Source organism: Devosia sp. 1635, assembly GCF_013185955.1.
GTDB lineage: Bacteria > Pseudomonadota > Alphaproteobacteria > Rhizobiales > Devosiaceae > Devosia.
This window is the reverse complement of record NZ_JABAOM010000002.1, coordinates 46,985-66,760: the sequence shown is the minus strand read 5'-3', so window position 1 is coordinate 66,760 and position 19,776 is coordinate 46,985. Positions and strand designations below refer to the sequence as shown.

The following is a 19,776-nucleotide window of genomic DNA, read 5'->3' as shown; positions in this document are numbered from 1 at the left end:
CAAGCAGAGCGCATCCATGCCACTCATCTCGGTTATCCTGCCAACCTTCAATCGAGCCCATAGTTTGCCCGGCGCGATGGGTTCGGTGCTGACCCAGTCGTTCCAGGATCTCGAACTCATCGTCGTAGACGACGCCTCTACCCAGGATATCTCGGCGTTGGTGCAGCAGATCGATGACCCACGGGTGCGGCTGGTTCGCCGGCCGGTCAATGGCGGCGCGGCAGCGGCGCGCAATAGCGGGATTGACGAGGCGCGTGGCGCGTTCATCGCCTTTCAGGATAGCGATGATCTGTGGCTGCCCGGCAAACTCGAAGCGCAGCTTGTGCTGTTAGCAGGGCTCGGGGGCGAGTTCGGTGCGGTGACCGGGCCCAAGATCTATTATGGACGGGATGACCGGCTCCGATACGGGCCGGGCCATGTTTCGGTGACGCCCTCGCCCAAGGGCCGATTGCCCGCGGTTGGTGACCAGGTGGGCCGCCTGCTCGATGAGAACCGGCTAAGCGTTCAGTGCGCGCTGTTCCGGGCCGACTGCATGCCGCCAGGCCCTTGGTTCGATGAGCGGGCCCGGGCCAATGAGGATTGGGAATTTGCGGTTCGGCTGGCGCAGCACACCAAGATTTTCGAGCATACCGACGCGGCAGTGCTAGGGTTTGTGTCGGGTGACAGCATCTCGATGAACTCGCGCCGCCAGATGCTGGGAGAGTTGCTGATCGCCAAGAACAACAAGCAACTGCTGCAGCGTTATCCGCGGCAAAAGGCTGCCATCATGCGTAACGCGGCCCGCGTCCTGCTCAAGACCGGCAAGCCCAGAATGGCGCGGCGGCTGTTGCTGGCCAGCATTGCTCATTATCCGCCCAGCACGATGACGGTTCTTGAAAGCTTGAGCCGGAAACTCCGCGGCGGGGTTACGCTGGCGGGCCAGCGCCTTGGCTTGGTGCAGTCGGGTTAGTCGGCAAGTCGAAGGTCGCCGAAGCCTGTCCCCGGAACTGGAGGGAGGTTAGCAGCTGCTGGCGGTGCCGGGACTTGGCCCAGCTGAGCCGTGCCCGCCATTGATAGGGAAGAAGCCGATGCGCGACGAACAGCGCGGTTGTGCGCGTCATGTCGGCCGCAAATTGCCCAAAGCTCGGCTGTGCGACGACGCAATCGGCCATGAGTTGGTGCAGATCGCTCGCGACCTGGGCCAGGCTGAAATTGCGGGTGACAAAGGCTCGGCCGAACGCGCCCAGTTCGGCAAGACGTTCGGGGGCGGCCGCAAGCTCGGCGATATGCCGGGTTAGTTGCGCGCGGCCGGACTGGCCGTCGCCAAGGCCATAGATGCCCATCTGGAGGAAACTGGGTGCCGTTTCGGGCGTGAAAGCGCCGGAGAACCCCTGTTCGCCCACTACGATAACCGGCTTGGCGAAAGCCATGCCCCGCAAAGCGGATCCGCCCATGCCGATGACGATGTCAGCCGCAGCATAGGCGGGACGGGGATCGAGCATCGGGCCGATCACATGCACGGCGGTGCGGCCGAGTTCGCGATTGACCTCTTCGGATAACGCTTCGATCTCGGGGCGGGCGGTGCCGTCACCAACGATCACGAAGTGCAGGGGCAGATCGTGACCTAGAGTGCGGACGGCCTCGATCGTGTCCCGCAAGCTTTCGGCTTTCATCCAGTGCACAAGACGGCTGACGGTGACGAGAACAATGTCGCGCTCCGAGAAGGAGTGGCGATCGCGAAAGTCCTGGCCTTGCGCGGGGTCGGGCTGGTTGAAGTCGGTATCCACCGGCGGCAAGAGCGGGCTTGCCCGGCGGCCGGAGCGCACCGCCTGGGCCACGAGGTCGGGCGTCCCGAAAGTAGTCCGGATGTGCCGGGGGAACTCGTTGTTCACCACCATGGCCATGGAGGTGACCACCATAGGCACCCGCGTCCAAAGGTGGACGGCAAACATCGCTTCCAGGTATTGCGGTGCATCCCAGACATGGATGAGGTCGGGGCGCTCGGCTTGGGCTAGCCGATATAACGCTCGCATCCGGCTAGGGGAATAGCCGGCGCCGGTCGGGGCGGGGATATAACGAAGCCCTTTGTCCTCGACGAGCGCGACCATGGGGCCGGGCACGGCGAAAAGCACGACATCGTGGCCATGCGCATCGCGCATCTGGGCGGCTAACTCGATGGCGTTAACCTGGGTGCCGCCGACCTCGAGCTTGTGCGCAAAGACCAGAATCTTCAAGGCGGTGCTCCTGCTAACGGCCCCTCAAGCGGAGCTCGGTCGAACAGCCGATGCTAGGAATAGTGCGCGTGGCGTTGCAATCACCGGAACGGGCTAGGAGTAGTGGCGCCGCTCCGAGCGGACCTGCGGGGTGCAACCTGCGTATCTTTCCGGATCAGGCTGCAATGTGAGCTAGGTGCGAGCAATCCTTCGGTTGATTTCGGCCTACGGCGACGCATGCAATTTTCATGGTCTTCAAGCATTTGGCGGGCTGACATGAAATCCTATCGCAGCAACGGCGGCAGCCAGTCGACGGCCCGTTACCAGGGTGCGTCGGGCGGCAGCGCAATGTTCGGCAGCCCGGTTTCCCGATTCAAGGCAGGCGAACGCGCAAGCACCAGCTACCGGGCGGGCAATGCCGCGAGCTCCGTCGGAACTGCCGCGTCCGGCGCGATGCAGCATCGACCGAACAGACTTCAAAACCTCGGTGCAAATAGCGATAAGGAAATGTATTTTTCCCAAACGGGAAAGCCCATTCTGCTGCGAAGTGCCGAGGTGTCCCCGTCCAACTTAGCTCCGTCCGCCCGGGACAGTTCCGCGAGTAAGCCAACACCTATGTTGCCGCCGGCAGCAGTGGCCATGGCTGCAGCCGGCTCGGTGGAACTGCCGACGAGCAGCGCGCCCGATCTTGCCCAGGCAACTGCAGCCAGTGCCAGCTTGGGCCGGGAAGACAAGTCGAGCGCAGCGACACCTGCAGCCCTCAAGGTCAGCGCCGAAACGGCGACTGTTGCAGCGACTCCCACATTGACGCCGGCGGGAGCGGCCAGCCCCGACTGGCGCGGCAGCTGGCTGAACGCTGCTGCCACGACCCCCTGCGGATCCTGTACCGGACGGGCCTGCACCATGTGTTCGGTGCGCACCGGTGGGCCGACGGCCAGCAGTGGGCTGCCGACCGGCTATTCGCCCAATACGCTGATCCTGCTTGAGCCATCCGATGAGATTGCCGCCCCTACGCCGCCGCGGGGATCGCCCGGAATTGGGTTGGATCCGTCGGCCGCTCCTTCCGATCTCCCTGGCGCGCCCCCGCCCAACGCCATTGTGCTGGAAAACCTGGAAGAGGGTACGCCCGAGAGCGAGTGGATGATTGGCAAGGCCGATGCCTCGATCGAGGGTTTTGCGGCGCAGTTCACCAGCAATCATGGTGAAACCGTCGACTTCAAAATCAACACGGATTCGACTGACTATCGCATCGATATCTACCGGCTGGGCTATTATGGCGGGGCGGGTGCCCGGCTGATGGACAGCATCGACCGGGACTTGGCCGCCCCGGTGATGCAGCCGATCCCCTACAAGGATGAGGAAACCAAGCTGGTTGATGCGGGCAACTGGTCAGTATCAGCCTCGTGGGAAATCCCGGACGACGCCGTTTCAGGCGTGTATTTCGCCAAGCTGACGCGGTTTGACGGCTCAGGCGGGGAAAACATGATCCCCTTCATCGTGCGCGATGATGATGCTCCGAGCGACATAACCTTCCAGACTTCAGACACGACCTGGCAGGCCTACAACTGGTGGGGCGGTTACAACCTTTATGGCGGCATTGAAGCCGGCGGCCGGGCGGGTCGTGCGAGTGCGGTCAGCTATAACCGGCCGATTATTTCACGCGATGGTGGTTTCTCGTCCGGCCCGCAGAACTATGTGTTTGGCGCGGAATATGCCGCGATCCGCTTTCTCGAGCAGAACGGCTATGACGTCGATTACATTTCTGGGATCGACACCGCCTCGGACGCAGCCCAACTGCTTAATGGCGAGATCTTCCTCACCGTCGGCCACGACGAATATTGGTCGAGCGAGCAGCGGGCCAATGTCGAGGCGGCACGCGATGCGGGCGTCAATCTGTCGTTCTGGAGCGGCAATGACGTTTATTGGGAGACCCGCTGGGAAAACAGCATCGATGGCACCAATACGCCATACAAGACGCTGGTCTCCTATAAAGAGCGCTGGGACAACGCTAATACGGACGCAGAGGGCACTACGTCCACCTGGCGCGACCCGGTGCTTGGCTCCGGCAAGCCCGAGAACGCGCTAACGGGCACGATCTTCACCGTCGATTCCTATCGGCTGGACGCCATCGACATACCCTATGACATGTCCAACCTGCGCTTTTGGAGCAATACGGAGGTTGCCGATCTGGAGCCGGGCGAGGTTTATACGCTCACCAAGAACCTGCTCGGTTATGAGTGGAATTCCGATCTCGACAACGGTTTCCGGCCAGCGGGCTTGGTGCCGCTGTCATCCACTACTGTGGACGTCGAAAGCCTGCTGCTGGACTATGGCAGTGCTGTTGGCTCGGGAACGGCGTCCCACAGCCTGACCATGTATCGGGCTCCCAGCGGCGCCTTGGTGTTTAGTGCCGGCACGGTTTACTGGTCCTGGGGCCTGGACAGCCACCACGACAACGAAGCGACCCCGACCGACCCCAATGTGCAACAGGCCATGGTCAACCTGTTCGCCGAGATGGGGGTGCAACCGGCCACCCTGATGGAAAGCCTGGTTGCCGCTTCCGAGAGCGAAGATGATCTGGCGCCCACGACAACGATCACGTCGCCAACGGCAACGGGCCAGCTGACTGCTGCCCAAACAGTGACGATCACCGGCACGGCAAGTGATGCCGGCGGGGGGAGTGTGGCCGTGGTCGAGGTTTCGACCAATGGCGGCACCTCGTGGCACCGGGCCAGCGGCACCACAAACTGGACCTATAGCTGGACGCCCATTTCGGGAGGCAACTATACCATCCGTACGCGCGCGGTGGATGACAGCATCAATCTGGAAACGCCAACTGCCGGGGTGACCGTCAATGTCGACCAGGGTGGCACGGGTCACCTGTTCGGGCCCAATGATCTTCCGGCCAACCCGCTCAACCGCGATCCCAACCCGGTCAATGTCGGCGTGCGCTTCAGCGCCGCCACTTCGGGCAGCATAGTGGGGATCCGCTACTACAAGGGCATGGGCAATGCCGGCGAGCATATCGGCACTTTATGGGGTCCCGGGGACGTTCGGCTGGCCAAGGCTACTTTCACAGCGGAGACAGCGAGCGGCTGGCAAACGGTGATCTTCGACTCGCCCGTTTCCATCACCGCGGGGACCACCTATGTGGCGAGCTTGTCCACCCGCGGGGGCTATGCGGCAACCACCAACTATTTTGCCACGCCCAAAACGCGTGGAGGGCTGACATCAACCAGCGGGGTCTTCAGCTACGGCAACTCAGACGTAGCTCCAGTTACGCAGTCCAACACCAATTACTGGGTAGATGTCGTTTATAGCGGTGTTCCCACGCCCAATGATCCGCCCGCGCCACAGAACGACGACGGCTTCCCGGTGCTCCGGGATCGGCCGATTACGTTTCTCGCCTCGACACTGCTGGCGAACGATGCCGACCCCAACAATGATCCACTCACCATTATCGGGGCTGGGGCGGCCTCAGGCGGTTCGGTGGTCTTCGACGCTAACGCGCAGACCCTGACTTTCACCCCCACGCCAGGCTTTGTCGGTGAAGCCTCGTTTGGCTATTCGGTGTCGGATGGGCGCGGTGGCACCGGTTCGGCGCAGGTCAACATGGTGGTGGTGCCGACACTTTCCACCACCTCGCTGTTTGCGCCAGGGGCGGCCCCGGCCGTTGTGAGCGGAACGGACCAGTCGGAGGTCAATCTGGGCGTCAAGTTCGTGGCTTCCGCGGCCGGGGCAATCACCGGGATCAAGTACTACAAGAGCGCTACCGATACCGGCACGCATACCGGCACGCTCTGGAGCAGCACCGGCAAGCAACTGGCCACGGCAACCTTTGTGAACGAAACGGCCAGTGGCTGGCAGACGGTTCTCTTCAGCAATCCGGTTCAGATCACCGCCGGCACGACCTATGTCGCCAGCTTCCAAAGCAATGGAGGCTACGCCACGACGTCAAATTACTTCACCGCCCCCCAGAGCAACGGCCCGCTTACGGCGCCAGCAGCAGGCAACGGCGTTTTCACATACGGCGCCGACAACCTCATGCCGACCAGTAGCTTTAAGGGAACGAACTACTGGGTGGACGTGCTGTTCGAGTCAGCCGTTCAGCTCAACCGGGACCCTGTCCCGGGCGACGATAGCGGCTTCAACACGGTCGTCAATACGGCGCTAACGATCAATGCCGCGACCCTCCTCGCCAATGACACCGATCCCGACGGTGACCCGCTGACCGTTACGGGCATCAGCGGGTCCAACAATGGCACGGCCGTGTTCAACGTCCAGACCAACACGATCGTCTTCACCCCCACCAGCGGCTTTTCCGGCGCGGCCTCCTTTAGCTACACGGTAGCGGATGGGGAGGGCGGGACGGCCAGCGCAAGTGTGGCCGTGACCGTCACGCCACCCGTCAATCGTGCTCCCGTGGCCGCCAATGACACGGGGATGGTCACGGGGCAGGGGCAGGTGCTCCAGATCGCCGCCCCGACCCTCCTTGCCAATGACAATGACCCAGACGGAGACCCGCTGACCATCACGGGCGTCAGTGGCGCGGTGAACGGTGCCGTGGGCTTTAATGCCCAGACCAATATCGTGACCTTCACACCCAATGCTGGGTATGCCGGGCAGGCGAGTTTCAATTATGCAGTCTCTGACGGCCGGGGCGGAACCGCGTCAGCTTCCGTGGGCGTGGCCGTCACCGAGCCAGTGGTAGGCAGCAACGTCTTTGCCGATAACGTTACGCCGGCAACGGTCAGCGTAAATGAGGCGCGATCAGTGGAATTGGGCATGCGGTTCACCGCTGCATCCAGCGGCTTCATTTCGGGGATGCGCTTCTACAAGGGCCCACAGAATACGGGGACCCATACCGGCACTTTATGGTCCAGCACTGGTGCCGTGATGGGCACTGTCGTCTTTGAAAACGAGACGGCATCTGGGTGGCAATCGGCCAATTTCAGCACGCCCATCGCGATCTCCGCCGGCGCCAGCTACATCGTTTCTTATCGCGCACCGAACGGCCATTACTCGGCCAGCCCCGGTTACTTCAACACTGCTACAACAAGTGGGCTGCTCACTGCGCCGCAGAGCAGTCCGGGGAGTCTCAACGGGCTGTTCTCCTATGAGAACACAAATACCCCGCCCGACCGTAGCCTGAACGCGACCAATTACTGGGTGGACGTGTTTTATCAGCAGGGCGCCAACACTGCGCCGCTTGCAGTCAACGATGCTGGCCTAACCACGCAGCTCAATGCTGCGATGCAGATCACGGCCGCGTCCCTGTTAGCCAATGACAGCGATAGTGATGGCGATGCGCTCACGATCACCGGCGTGAGCGGCGCCAGCAATGGCACGGTGGTATTTGATCCACAGACCAAGCTGGTCACCTTTACACCAGCAGCGGATTACGCCGGTCCGGCAGGGTTCTCCTATACGGTGGCTGACGGGCGTGGCGGGACGGCTTTGGCCCAGGTGGCGGTGACGGTAGCTCCGGCGGCGACGGGGATCTCGCTGTTCCCCGAAACGGCGACGCCCGCAACAGTGACCGTCAATGATCCTAGTCCGGTTCAACTGGGAATGAAGTTCACCAGTTCGGTGGCTGGCGTGGTGAGCGGGATCAAGTTCTACAAGGGGCCCCAAAATACGGGGCTGCACACGGGCGCGCTTTGGACTGCCGACGGCCAGTCAAAGGGCAGCGTGACCTTCCAGAACGAGACCGCCAGCGGCTGGCAGACAGCCTCCTTTGCCACCCCGATCGCCATTGAGGCGAACACCACCTATGTCGTTTCCTACCACACCAATGGCAACTACTCGGCGACGCCATTTGGCCTCGCCTCCCCGGTAACCTCCGGGCCGCTGACTGCACCGTCAAGCGCCTCAAGCGGCGGCAATGGTCTGTTCGCCTATGGCGGGACCAGCGCCTTCCCCAACGGCAGCTACAACGCCACAAACTACCATGTCGATGTGATCTTCAACGCACTGGCCTCTTGAGCCAGAACTAAAGTCAGGGAAGCAGTCATGCAAGGCGAACTCTATGCAGATGCCATCGGGGAGATCACCGTCACGGGGACGGTGGTGCGGATCGATCTGGTCAGCCTTTCCGCAACCATGCGCGATACGGGCGGCCAGCCGATACCAGAGCACCGGCAGCGCATCGTCATGTCGCTCGAGGGGTTTGCCAACAGTTTCGAGGTGCTGCAAAACGCCATGAACGGACTGATCGAGGCCGGCGCCATTCGACGCAATGAACCGAGTAATGTCATTCCGGTGAATCCGCCCAGGGCAAACGGCAACAGCCAGCAAAGCGCCTCACCCAATTTCGACTCCTAGCCGGTTCCCATTGCCATGCAGGCGTTTGTTCAAACTGGCCCGGAATGCCTTGCCGCGGCTCTGCGCCACCATGGCCTCGATGGCAACGGTGGGCGGCTGGTGGCCGAGCATGCGATCGGCGCCGAAGGCATAGGCTTTGACCTGATGCTGCGCATGGCGCGGGAGTCAGGGCTGCGGGCGCGCCGCATCAAGGCCAAGCCCGCCACCATCCTGCGCTTGGGGCAGGCTTATCCGGCGCTGGCTCGGCTCGGGAACGGCAATTGGGTGTCGATCCTGGGGGCCCAGCAGGATGAAACCGGCGCCGTGGTGCTGCGCATATTCGACCCCCTAGCGAATACTCCGGGCGGGATGATCGTGGTCAAGCTCGAGCAGTTCGCCACGCGGTGGAATGGCGAGTTGCTGCTGGTCAAGCGCAGCTATGCCATTGCCGATCCTGAGCAACCCTTTGGCTTTGCGTGGTTCGTCCCTGAAATTTTGCATCAGAAACGGTTGTTCATCGATGTCGCGATCGCCGCCTTGTTTCTTTATGCGCTGGGACTGGCCACGCCGGTCTTTTTCCAGCTCGTGATCGACAAGGTGCTGGTGCACCAGAGCTATTCAACGCTGATCGTGCTCGCCATCGGGATTGGTGTGGCGCTGGTGTTTGAGGCGATGTTCGTGTTCCTGCGCCGCTACCTGCTGATCTACGCCACCAACCGGATCGATATTCGGGTGGCAACCCGCACCTTCCGGCACATGCTCGATCTGCCAATCAACTTCTTCGAACGCTCCTCGGCAGGCGTTCTGGTCAAGCACATGCAGCAATCCAGCCGCATTCGGGAATTTCTCACCGGCAGGCTGTTTCTGACCATGCTCGACACGCTGTCGCTGTTGGTCTTCATCCCCGTTCTGCTGATGTATAGCGTGCAACTTTCCCTGATCGTGCTCGGATTCAGTGCCCTGATCGCGCTGGTGGTGGCGCTGCTGGTGGCGCCCTTTCGCAAGCGGCTGGCAGCGCTTTACGCCGCGGAGGGTGAACGCCAGGGCCTCTTGGTGGAGACCATGCACGGCATGCGAACTCTCAAGTCCCTCGCCATGGAGCCGCTGCAGCGGCGGGTTTGGGATGACCGGTCAGCCCAGACCATCAACACCCGTTTTAAAGTCGAGACTATCTCGATCTCGGCGCAGGCCGTCACCGGGCTGCTGGAAAAGCTGATGGCGGTCGCGATCATCAGTGTTGGCGCGCTTCTGGTGTTTGATGGCGCGATGAGCGTGGGCGCGCTGATCGCTTTTAACATGCTGGCTGGCCGCGTTTCAGGACCCTTAGTGCAGATCGTCACCATGGTGCACGAGTACCAGGAGGTGGCGCTGTCGGTGCGCATGCTGGGCGAGGTGATGAACGAGAAGGTGGAGCGCAGCGGCAGCACGGAAGGACTGCGCCCCGAATTAGAGGGCGCGGTGGAATTCCAGGATGTCTCGTTTCGTTATCGTGACGACGGGCCCTTTGCGCTCAACGAAATCAGCTTTGCCGTGCCGGGCAATACGATCATGGGGGTGGTGGGGCGCAGCGGCAGTGGCAAGAGCACCGTCACCCGACTGATCCAGGGCCTCTATCCGGCTCAGCAAGGGGTGATCCGCATCGGCGGCCATGACTTGCGCGAACTGGACCTCAACCATCTCCGCCGCAGCGTCGGTGTGGTGCTGCAGGACAATTTCCTGTTCCGTGGCACGGTGCGCGACAACATCGCGGCAGCCAAGCCGGATGCGACCTTCGAGGAGGTGGTGGATGCAGCCAGACTCGCAGGCGCCGTCGAGTTCATCGAGCAGCTCTCGCGCGGTTACGACACCTTGATCGAGGAGGGGGCAGAGAATCTTTCGGGCGGCCAGCGCCAGCGGCTCTCGATCGCACGAGCCCTCGTCACCAATCCGCGTATCCTGATCCTCGACGAGGCGACCAGCGCGTTGGATCCCGAAAGCGAGGCGATCGTCAAGCAGAGCATCAAGGGCATCGCCGCGGGGCGCACCGTGATCATCGTTTCGCACCGGCTCTCCATGCTCACCGATGCCGATGCAATCCTTGTTATCGACCGCGGGCGGCTGGTGGATGTGGGACCCCATAGCCAATTGGTTTCGCGCTGCACCACCTATCGCCATTTGTGGAACCAGCAGATGAAGCTTGTCGGATGAGTGCCGTTGAAAAGGAACCAGCGCGGCTCAGGCCCACCGGCAGGCCCGAACTCAAACTCGTGGAGCCAGGAACCGCGCCGGCGATCCGGGATTTCCAAACCGACGCGATTGCGCTCGAAGAACGCCGTCCGCCGATCACGGCCCGGCTGACGCTTTACCTCGTCGCCACCGCGATTGGTGCTGGTGTTTTCTGGGCCAGCGTGTCGCGGATCGACCAGATTGTTGTCGCGCCGGGCAAGCTGACCACCAGCCAACCGACCCTGGTAGTGCAGCCCTTTGAAACCTCCATTGTCCAGTCGATCGCGGTCAAGCCTGGCGATGTGGTGCGCAAAGGTCAACTGCTCGCTACCCTTGATCCGACCTTTGCCGATGCCGATGCCAGTCAATTGCAAGCCAAGCTCGCGGGCTTTGTGGCCCAAATCGCCCGCATGGAGGCTGAGCTGTCAGGAGCGGTTTATGCGCCACCGCTCCACGCTTCTCCCGAGGCGCAGATGCAGGCGGAATTGGCCCGGCAGCGGCGGGCCGCCTTCGAAGCCAGGTTGGCCGATTTTGACGCGCAGATTGCCCATGGCGAGGCGCTGATGCAGGCGGCAAAGGCGCAGGAAGTAACGCTGCGCAGGCGCCTAGGCGGTTTGCGCGAAATCCAAGATATGCATTCTACGCTGGCGGATAGCGGGAATGGTTCGCGGCTGGCATTTCTGCAGAGCCGTGATCTCGGGCTGGAGCTCGAAGTAACGCTCACTCAGGTGCAAGGGCAGTATGCCGAAGCTCTGCACGGGCTTCAGCAGGTGCAGGCCGAGCGGCAGAACTTCGTCGAGGATTACCGGCGCCAGACCTTGGAAGCGCTGGTTGAGCTAGAGGAGAAGCAGGCGGGAATCAACGAGGAAGTGCGCAAAGTGACCTTACGCGCTGCCATGTCCCATCTGCTGGCGCCAGCGGATGCCGCGGTGCTGGAGGTGGCGCAACGCTCCCAGGCTTCAGTGGTGCAAGCCGCCGAGCCGCTGGTTACCCTGGTGCCGCTCAATGTTGCGCTTGAGGTTGAAGTGGCTGTGCCCAGTAATGACATCGGGCATCTGGCCCTTGGCGATGCGGCACGGATCAAGTTCGATGCCTTCCCCTTCCAGGAACATGGGACAGTTGCGGGCACAGTGACCTCGATCAGCGAAAACTCTTTTGCCAAGCAGCCCGGCGAGGATCCGGCGGGCGGCACGGCGTTTTATCGGGTGCGCATCGGTCTGAGCCAAGAAAAGCTGCGGCAGACGCCGGCCGATTTCCGCTTGCTCCCGGGCATGACGGTTTCAGCCGAGATCCACGCGGGGGAGCGGAGCGTGATCTCCTATTTCCTTTATCCCCTGATGCGCGGCATCGATGAAAGCCTGCATGAACCCTAAGCGGCGGGCGCGTCAGTTCAGGGGTGCAAGTCCTGCACCACAGCCCGCGAGCGCCAAGCGTAAAGCAACCAGCCAAATTCATATGGCCGGCATTCGTAATCGATCTTGCCGGGCCGCAGCACTGCGTCGAGGCCAGGTAGGTGCCAACCCTTTTTGAGCGCCGTGGTGCCGGCGGCGATCCGACGGGCCAGCTTAGGGGGCTCGGTCCTGGCAACCTTGCGCCAGATCACGCTGTGCTGTTCCGAGATCATCGGCTGGTCCGTTTCGGGATGATCATCCAGCCAGCCCAGGCCCTTGACGATGGCGGCGCGGTGATCCTGTCCGCCGGCATCCAGCAGATCGAGCAGGGCCATTGGGGCCATGGCATGCTGGTGCACACTATACACCGGATAGCCCTCAACTACGCTGCCATCACGCGTATCGTAGTGCCACCACCATTGGCCGGCGCTGCCTTGCAACTCGACAATCCTAGCAGCGCAGGCATCAGCGGCCTTTAGAGCGGCTATGTTGTCGTCGGCATAGCCGAGGCGGGCCATGGCCTGGATGGGATAAACCTGATCGGCGAAAGAGCCCACATGGCCGCGCACCCAGCCACCGGCCGAGACCGGGGTAACATGGGGAAACACTCCGCTGGGCGACTGGGCGTCACGCAACATGATCCAGGCCAGATCCTTGACGCGCCTCGTATCTCCCAAGTGCTGTCCAGCAATTGCGGCGGTGAGCGCCCAGGCACATGGCACCAACTCGACGCTCTCGCTTTCAGCAAGGATCTCGACAAGGATATCGTAGAGGTTCCGGGCAAAGATCCCCGCAGTTTCCGCTGCAGCCCACGCAGCCAGTGCGACGGCTCCGGGCTCGCGCGATTGGGCGGCACGGTCAATGCAGGACTGCGCGAGTTCCCTCGCGCTATGCCCATGTAGCACGCCCCGCTGCACCGTTTCGGGCATCCAGGCCAGACCTTGGGCAACATTGATCGTGTAGCGCAGATTGTCGCCTTCGGGGCGGGGTGCGGCAGCTTTTCTGGCGTCGATGCTGCGCATCGTGTGGGGAAACCGCATGTTTGGCAGCGCCATGTGCCGCAGGCCGTCAACCGCCAGGCTGCACAGCTTGGGCAGGCGTTCGCGCGCTAGGGGATAATCCTCTTCGAGCTGTAAAATGCGATCGAACTCAGGTCCTCGCACTCGCTTGGGACTAGGGTTGGAGCCGAAATCCTGCAACATGTTGATACCCTTGATTTCCATGCGCGCGCTTTGCATGGGGTCCGCCAGAATCTGAATCTTGCATGGGGGGTGGTGGTGCGCACTTCGCTCTTATGGTGCAGTTTGAAGAGGGCAGGATCACCCGGGCGGACTAGCGCCCCGCAGTGCTTAGGGAGCGTCGCCCTAGCGATTCCACATGTTCACCATGCTTGCGGCGTTGTCGTTCCAGACCAGGCGCAGCATCCGGCCGGCGCGATAAAGCCGGACCTGGGTCACGCATCTGAGCGCCAGGACACGTTCGCGCAAACTGCCGGCACGATCGGAGCGCCAGATTCGTACCACCTCCACGGCAGGCGAGGCCGCAATAACGACACTCTTGGCCAGCCATTTGATCCGACCCTGGGTCCCGCTGGCCGCTTTGAATTCATGGGCCACATGGCGGTCCCAACGGCGAGCCAGCTCGCTGAAGCACTTGCAGGAGGGGGTATAGACGCGAGCATCCCCGACAAAGGCGATGCCGTGGCCCATGGCGGTGGCGCGCTGACCCCACTCGGTGTCTTCCATGGTGCCAATGCCCCCAAACAGCCCGACCTTGGGGAATATCTTGGCGCGCACGGCCATATTGCCTGTGGCGGCGAAGCCATGCCGTTCGACATATTCGCGAGCGCGGTAGCTGAAGATATTCTCGTAGGCTTCGATCGCCGTGAGCTGGTCGGGATCGTTCGGCCGGATCCGGATGTCACCCCCCACAATGTCGGTTTCGGGGTGGTGCTGAAACCAGGCTACGATTGCCGCCAGCCAGTTTGGCGCGGCGACGCAGTCCGCATCGATGAAGGCCAGGATCTCACCGGCGGCTTCCGCCACACCCAGATTGCGGGCCGGGCCTGGTCCCGGGATAGGTTGGACCACCAGACGGGCTTGCGGAACGGCAGAGACCGCAGCGCGCGGCAGGTCGCGCGAGCCATTATCGACCACGATGATTTCGAACGAAATGCCCCGGCCTGCCTGCCGGGCCAAGGAATGCAGGCATGCCGGCAGATCGGGTTCGTTGAGATGTGGAATGATGATGCTGACGAGCGGTGGATTAGCCATCTTGATGCCCCTCACCAAGCGGCGGAAGCGTTGTTGCTTCGCCTCGATTGCCCCTAGGCACTCACTGTGGTCCGACCAGATTTGTGCAGCAATAATCCCATCGCGGGCCTGGCTAACTAAGAAGGCTGGCCTGACGCCCCGATGTGTTCAGATCACAGAAGCGCGAGCCACCGATAGGATTTGGGTCAAATGCAATACTGGGCAGGAGGATCAAGGTCATGCCAATTCGGGACCTCGCAAGGGAGCTCAGTGGCCAAAGCCATAGCGCACCGTTTTGCGTGGTCGGAGCCGGCATTGCGGGATTGCTGCTGGCCACACGACTTGCCCGGCACAACAGGAAAGTCATTGTCGTTGAAAGCGGCACCGTGGCGTTTGATCCCGCTATCCACGAGCTCAACGACATTGATGACGCGGGTGGGGGGTATGGCCGTGCCATGACGGGCCGCTATCGCGGCCTTGGAGGCTCGTCGTCACGCTGGGGCGGGCGGATGATCCCCATTGCGGGGTTCGATCAGGGCGCTCGCGAACATGTCGACCAGCCCGAGTGGCCGGTGGCCCCGCACATCCTGAGACGCTACCAGCAAGAGCTGGAAGCGTTGTTTGGTGTCGGCCACGATTCTTTTGATGAGCTTGATACGAGAGCGCCGGGTTCGGCGGGCCTGCTCATCGATACCGGTGAGGATTTCATGACCCGTTGGGCGAAATGCCCCACGTTCAAGCGCTGCAACATCATCTCGATCCTGGGACGGGAGATCCGATCCAATCCCAACATTACGGTCTGGCTAAACGCGACGGTGTGGGGCTTCGATCTGGACACCGAAGCTGGAAAGCTGCGCGCCATCACCGCCAAGAGCCTTTACGGGCACGAGCTTACCGTGCGCGCCGAGGAATTCGCCCTTGCAGCCGGGACCATCGAGTCCACACGACTGCTGCTGCTGCTTGACGCGGCCAGCGGCAATCGCGCCTTCGAGCGAACTGAGGCCTTGGGGCGCTACTTCCAGGATCATTTGAAAGCGGAAGTTGCGTTGGTGGATCGTACCCGTGCCGACCTTACCAATCATCTGCTGAGTTGCCGCTTCGTTCGGGGTATCCGCCGCGACTTGCATCTTGAGCTATCCGGCAGCGCCCAGCGCGAAGACCAGGTTTCAAGCGGGTTCATCTATGTCGCCATGGATATGGGCAATAGCGGTATGGCGGCGATCAAGAGTATCGCCAAGGGCGTGCAACGACAGGAAGTGGAACCACGCCAGATCGGCACGGCAGTTCGGGATGTCGGCCTGATCGCCAAAAGCGGGTTCTGGCGCTTCTGGCACAAGCAGCTTTATGTGCCGCCCGCCGTGGATTTGCGCCTCATGGCGCTGGTCGAGCAACTGCCCGACCCCGGGAACCGCATCTCCCTATCGGAGAAAACCGACCAGATGGGGGTGCGCAAAGCTTTGCTGCACTGGAAGGTGCTACCTAGAGACGAGCGGACCTTCCGCTCGGCCGCGCGCAGGCTCAGGACCTATTGGTCCCGAGCGGGTCTGGATAATCTCTGCCCATTGATCTGGGCTCCTGGCGTCAACAGCCCGGATGGCCAGATCATCGAAACGGTCGAAGCCTGCGCCCACCCGTCTGGCTCGACGCGCATGGGAACCAACCCAGCGTCCTCGGTGGTTGGCCCCGATCTTCGCTGCCACCACGTGCCCAATGTTGCGGTCGCCAGCGCCTCGGTGTTTCCAACCGCAGGCAGCGCCAATCCGACCTTCACGATCATGCAGTTGGCGCTATGGCTTGCCGATTCCTACCTGTTGATCGGCGCTTAGATGTGGACGAGAGACGAGGCAGGCCCGGGTGGTTCGGCTTGTCTAACGGATCAGCAGTACCGCGTGAGAACTTGCTGCGGAGGCTACCCGATCCTCACACAACTGGATCCTTTGTTGGCACGGCGCTGAGGTGCTGGAGCAGGTGGGCGTGGGTTGCAGCGTTCGCAACGATAAGCGCGCCGGTGCGCTCGAATATGTCGGGGCCGCGACCCCACCAGTCGGTGACGACACCACCCGCTTCCTCTACAAGTAGAATACCCGCCGCCGTATCGACAAAACCGGTTTCCTCGAAATAACCGGTGAGGCGCCCGCACGCCACATAGGCGCAGGAATTGGCCGCGCTGCCGACAACGCGTACGGCGCCGATCTCGGCGCGGATGGCATCGAGCCGCTCGTAGGCCCCAGGGTAAAGCTGCAGCCCTGGGGTGGGCAGGCCAGTGCCGACGCACATAAGGCCGATGTCAGTGGAGCGGCTGACATAGAGGCGTTCGCCATTGAGCCAGGCGCCGCCCCCCTTGGTGGCCGTGAACATCTCGTCCGAGACCGGATTATAGACGAGGCCACAGACGGTCTCGTTGCCCCGCCGCAAGGCGATGGTGATGGTGTAGTGCTGGCCGAAAATGAAGTTGGTGGTGCCATCGATGGGGTCAACCAGCCAGCGGTGCTCCCGGTCCGCGCCTTCGACCGGGGCAAACTCTTCTCCCGTCAGGCTCCAATCGGGATTGATGGTAAAAAGGCGCTTGCGGATCAGTTGCTCGGACTCTCGATCCGCATCGGAAACGAAGTCACCCGGACCCTTGATGCCGACCTCAAGGTCGCGAAAATTCTTGAAGTGCTCCAGGGTCAAGGCTCCCGCCTCGCGCGCCGTAGCAACCATTTCGTCGAGTATTTTGCTGTAATCGGTTATCATCTTGCGAGAGCCGCGAGCAGCTCCTCCGGGTCGTCGGTTGTGATCTGGTCAACCTTGAGCTCAAGGAGCGTGTCAACCTGGGCGAGGGTTTCGGGGGTGATCTGGCGAATGGTCCAGGCATCAATCCGGCGCCCCGCGGCGTGGATGGGCGCGATGATGTCAAAGCCCGCGGCTCGCGCGGACAAGACGATTTCATAGGCCAGGTAGATCATCTCGGCTTTCGGAGCGGCCGCGAACGCGTCGGCAATGAAGCTGCAGTAGTCGCCGGTAGCACGCAGTCGTGCCAGCGACTCCCCGTAGCAGGGGTCGTGGCCGGTGCGGAGACCCGGCGCCGCTTGGGCGAGGACTTCGATCGCCGCCGCGTCGCCCCCCGAAAGGATCAATGAACCAGCTACCGGCGCAACGCCTGCAGCAAAGTTTGCGACTGTCCGCCGATCCAGTGCCGCAAGATCTTCCTTGAAGTCCAGCTGCAGCAAAGCGTCAGGATGGGGAGGATTGCGCTGCAACAGCTGGCAGAGGTCCTCCAGCAGCATCACCCGGTCAGGTAATGGTGTGCCCTGATTGTCCCGCAAGTGCAGACCGCGCAACATCGCGGTACCGGTTTCGCGCACCCGTCCGGCGCCAGTTGTTTCCGCTTCGAGAGTTGGGTTGTGGAGGATGGCAAAGCCGTGGTCGGCGTGAACGACTAGGTCAACCTCCACGCTGGCGCCCAGCCGCATGGCTTCGAGAATGCGGGGGCCGGTAAACACCGGGTCGGAAACCCGGCGGCGTGCCCTATGCCATTTTAGCCAAGTGCGGTGGCCGTTCCGCTCGATAAAGAGTGGATCAGTCATTTCAGCTCCGAAAGACCTGCCCATCGTCGCGATAGGCCATTATGGCCCGCGGCCGGAGATGAGCGCCTTGCCCGGTCTTGAACAGGTCGGGGTGGGACACCATCGCTTTGAGGCGAGTGCCGTCAGGCAGCGCAAGGTCCACTAGGCCGTGGGTGCCAAAATCAGTGACGCGGTGCACCTTGGCTGGAGCATCCTCCGAAGCTTCCAAGTCGAGTGCTTCAGGCCGTACGGCGAGGATTGCCGCACCGTCAGAGATAGGCAGCGGCACTGTGAGACCCGCATGGCTGAAACTGCCGTTGCGCACCTCGCCTTCCACCAGATTCATGGTTCCGATGAAACCAGCGACGAAGGGCGTCTGCGGATCACGATACACCACGTCTGGCCGGTCGATCTGTTCGGTGCGACCATCGCGCATTACGACGATGCGGTCGGCCATGGACAGCGCCTCGTCCTGGCCGTGGGTGACGAACAGCGTCGTAATCTTGAGGCGCTGCTGGATGTCGCGCACCTCCTCGCGAAGGCGTTCGCGCAAGTGCTGGTCGAGGCTGGCAAATGGCTCGTCCAGCAGTAGGATCTTGGGTTCAAGCACCAGCGAGCGGGCGAGCGCAACGCGTTGCTGCTGCCCGCCCGAAAGCTTGGCGACATGGCGGGTGCCGTAGCCGGAGAGGCCCACGAGATCGAGCACGGCCTCGACGCGCCGCTTGATCTCATCCGGAGCCACTTTGCGCAGTTTTAGCCCGAAGGCGAGGTTCTTGAACACGTTCATATGGGTCCAAAGCGCGTGGCTCTGGAACACCATGCCGGTAGGGCGTTTTTCGGCGGGCACATGGGTGATGTCTTCGCCATCAATGGTCATGTGGCCGCTGGTGGGGCGCTCGAACCCGCCCACCATGCGCAGCAGGGTGGATTTGCCAGAGCCGGAGGGGCCGAGCAGGCACACAAGTTCGCCATCGGCCACATCAAGCGAGAAGCTGTTCACGGCGCTGACGGCGCCGCCAAAAATTTTGGATACGTCTTTGATCTTGAGAACGGACATCAGTTTTTCCTAGCCGCCGAAGCCGCGGGCGAACGAACCGGAATTGACAACCCGGCGGGCAAACAGCAGGGCAATGAAACTTGGCACCCAAAGCAGCACGGACAGCACCGCGCCAAACTGGATCACCGGCTGATTGTTGATGAAGGAGATCATCAGCACCGGCAGGGTGCGCACCTGCGGCGCGCCAATCAGCCAGGCGCCTTCGGTTTCATAAAAGGTGCCGACAAAGCTGAGGAGGATTGCCGCTGCGATGGTGGGGCCAGCCTGGGGCAGGGTGATGGACCAGAACACCCGGAACGGCCCGGCACCGACATCGCGCGCCGCTTCTTCCATGCGCCGGTCCACGGATTGGAATGCCGCCACCGGAATCCAAATCATGAACAACAAGGTGCCCACGAGTTGGATCAGCACCACGCCCCAAAAGGTGCCGATAAGATTGAGTTGCAGGAAAATGCCGGCAATGGCGACGAGGAGGCCAAATTTGGGGAAGGCGTGGCCGGCGAGAAACGAGAAGAACAGGAGGTCCCGGCCGGGAAACTCCAACCGGGCGAAGGCAAAGGCGGCCGGCAGGCAGATGGCAGCCGAGATCAGCGTGACCGTGGTCGCCAGGGTCAGGCTCATCGTGATGGAGGTCCAGACATCGGCGCGGCCCAAGGTCTGCCCCCAGAAGCGGAGACCGAACTCCTGCGGGATCACCGAAGGATAGCGCCACACATTGGTGAAGGCCCAGGTGCCCACCACGAGCAGCGGGAACACGATAGCTAGCGTTAAAACAACGGCCAGGATGATGCCGGTCCAGTCGACGCGGCGATGCACAAGAGTGGCCAT

13 protein-coding genes are annotated in these 19,776 nt (G+C 62.2%); 6 read left to right on the top strand and 7 right to left on the bottom strand.

Annotated features, from left to right (window positions below; translation table 11 throughout):
• Positions 1-16 precede the first annotated feature (16 nt).
• On the top strand, positions 17-949 hold the full coding sequence (locus HRU92_RS07195; protein ID WP_172123504.1) for a glycosyltransferase family A protein: 933 nt from the start codon (positions 17-19) through the stop codon (positions 947-949).
• Here the strand turns inward: HRU92_RS07195 and HRU92_RS07190 are convergent.
• Positions 906-2,213: a glycosyltransferase gene (locus tag HRU92_RS07190; protein WP_172123503.1), complete on the bottom strand. Its 1,308-nt coding sequence runs from the start codon at positions 2,211-2,213 to the stop codon at positions 906-908. The genes HRU92_RS07195 and HRU92_RS07190 overlap by 44 nt on opposite strands.
• Positions 2,214-2,831: 618 nt before the next feature.
• Between HRU92_RS07190 and HRU92_RS07185 the strand changes: the two genes are divergently transcribed.
• From HRU92_RS07185 to HRU92_RS07170, 4 genes are read left to right on the top strand one after another with little or no spacing between them, the layout of a single operon-like run.
• Positions 2,832-8,177: a DUF4082 domain-containing protein gene (locus HRU92_RS07185; protein WP_173087971.1), complete on the top strand. Its 5,346-nt coding sequence runs from the start codon at positions 2,832-2,834 to the stop codon at positions 8,175-8,177.
• Between the two features lie 27 nt (positions 8,178-8,204).
• Positions 8,205-8,516: a hypothetical protein gene (locus tag HRU92_RS07180; RefSeq protein WP_206524720.1), complete on the top strand. Its 312-nt coding sequence runs from the start codon at positions 8,205-8,207 to the stop codon at positions 8,514-8,516.
• A 15-nt stretch (positions 8,517-8,531) separates the two neighbouring features.
• On the top strand, positions 8,532-10,682 hold the full coding sequence (locus tag HRU92_RS07175; RefSeq protein WP_172123501.1) for a peptidase domain-containing ABC transporter: 2,151 nt from the start codon (positions 8,532-8,534) through the stop codon (positions 10,680-10,682).
• Positions 10,679-12,073, top strand: coding sequence for an HlyD family type I secretion periplasmic adaptor subunit (locus tag HRU92_RS07170; RefSeq protein WP_172123500.1), 1,395 nt, complete (start codon positions 10,679-10,681; stop codon positions 12,071-12,073). The genes HRU92_RS07175 and HRU92_RS07170 overlap by 4 nt, the downstream gene beginning before the upstream one ends.
• 17 nt (positions 12,074-12,090) lie before the next feature.
• On the opposite strand, the gene HRU92_RS07165 is transcribed toward HRU92_RS07170, so the two are convergent.
• Both HRU92_RS07165 and HRU92_RS07160 read right to left on the bottom strand, forming a co-directional pair.
• Entirely contained in the window at positions 12,091-13,329 is a 1,239-nt protein-coding gene (locus HRU92_RS07165) for a hypothetical protein (protein WP_172123499.1), read from the bottom strand.
• A 126-nt stretch (positions 13,330-13,455) separates the two neighbouring features.
• Entirely contained in the window at positions 13,456-14,364 is a 909-nt protein-coding gene (locus tag HRU92_RS07160; protein WP_172123498.1) for a glycosyltransferase, read from the bottom strand.
• 218 nt (positions 14,365-14,582) lie between these two features.
• On the opposite strand from HRU92_RS07160, the gene HRU92_RS07155 reads away from it, so the two are divergent.
• Positions 14,583-16,169, top strand: a complete 1,587-nt coding sequence (locus HRU92_RS07155; protein ID WP_173087969.1) for a GMC family oxidoreductase — start codon at positions 14,583-14,585, stop codon at positions 16,167-16,169.
• 94 nt (positions 16,170-16,263) lie between these two features.
• Here the strand turns inward: HRU92_RS07155 and HRU92_RS07150 are convergent, their stop codons facing one another.
• The 4 genes from HRU92_RS07150 to HRU92_RS07135 are packed head-to-tail and all read right to left on the bottom strand — an operon-like array spanning position 16,264 to position 19,776.
• Positions 16,264-17,079 (bottom strand): inositol monophosphatase family protein, encoded by an 816-nt coding sequence (locus tag HRU92_RS07150; protein WP_172123496.1) that lies wholly within the window; start codon positions 17,077-17,079, stop codon positions 16,264-16,266.
• Positions 17,076-17,912 (bottom strand): glycerophosphodiester phosphodiesterase family protein, encoded by an 837-nt coding sequence (locus tag HRU92_RS07145; RefSeq protein WP_172123495.1) that lies wholly within the window; start codon positions 17,910-17,912, stop codon positions 17,076-17,078. Before HRU92_RS07145 ends, HRU92_RS07150 begins: the two co-directional genes overlap by 4 nt.
• 1 nt (position 17,913) lies before the next feature.
• On the bottom strand, positions 17,914-18,948 hold the full coding sequence (locus HRU92_RS07140) for an ABC transporter ATP-binding protein (RefSeq protein WP_172123494.1): 1,035 nt from the start codon (positions 18,946-18,948) through the stop codon (positions 17,914-17,916).
• 9 nt (positions 18,949-18,957) lie between these two features.
• Positions 18,958-19,776, bottom strand: coding sequence for an ABC transporter permease subunit (locus tag HRU92_RS07135; RefSeq protein ID WP_127753347.1), 819 nt, complete (start codon positions 19,774-19,776; stop codon positions 18,958-18,960).

What these genes read in the sequence shown, in the direction of transcription:
- HRU92_RS07195 (WP_172123504.1), top strand. Translation starts at nt 17, where the DNA reads ATGCCACTCATCTCGGTTATCCTGCCAACCTTCAATCGAGCCCATAGT.
- HRU92_RS07185 (WP_173087971.1), top strand. Translation starts at nt 2,832, where the DNA reads ATGGCTGCAGCCGGCTCGGTGGAACTGCCGACGAGCAGCGCGCCCGAT.
- HRU92_RS07180 (WP_206524720.1), top strand. Translation starts at nt 8,205, where the DNA reads ATGCAAGGCGAACTCTATGCAGATGCCATCGGGGAGATCACCGTCACG.
- HRU92_RS07175 (WP_172123501.1), top strand. Translation starts at nt 8,532, where the DNA reads ATGCAGGCGTTTGTTCAAACTGGCCCGGAATGCCTTGCCGCGGCTCTG.
- HRU92_RS07170 (WP_172123500.1), top strand. Translation starts at nt 10,679, where the DNA reads ATGAGTGCCGTTGAAAAGGAACCAGCGCGGCTCAGGCCCACCGGCAGG.
- HRU92_RS07165 (WP_172123499.1), bottom strand. Translation starts at nt 13,329, where the DNA reads ATGCAAAGCGCGCGCATGGAAATCAAGGGTATCAACATGTTGCAGGAT.
- HRU92_RS07160 (WP_172123498.1), bottom strand. Translation starts at nt 14,364, where the DNA reads ATGGCTAATCCACCGCTCGTCAGCATCATCATTCCACATCTCAACGAA.
- HRU92_RS07155 (WP_173087969.1), top strand. Translation starts at nt 14,583, where the DNA reads ATGCCAATTCGGGACCTCGCAAGGGAGCTCAGTGGCCAAAGCCATAGC.
- HRU92_RS07150 (WP_172123496.1), bottom strand. Translation starts at nt 17,079, where the DNA reads ATGATAACCGATTACAGCAAAATACTCGACGAAATGGTTGCTACGGCG.
- HRU92_RS07145 (WP_172123495.1), bottom strand. Translation starts at nt 17,912, where the DNA reads ATGACTGATCCACTCTTTATCGAGCGGAACGGCCACCGCACTTGGCTA.
- HRU92_RS07140 (WP_172123494.1), bottom strand. Translation starts at nt 18,948, where the DNA reads ATGTCCGTTCTCAAGATCAAAGACGTATCCAAAATTTTTGGCGGCGCC.
- HRU92_RS07135 (WP_127753347.1), bottom strand. Translation starts at nt 19,776, where the DNA reads ATGGCCACTCTTGTGCATCGCCGCGTCGACTGGACCGGCATCATCCTG.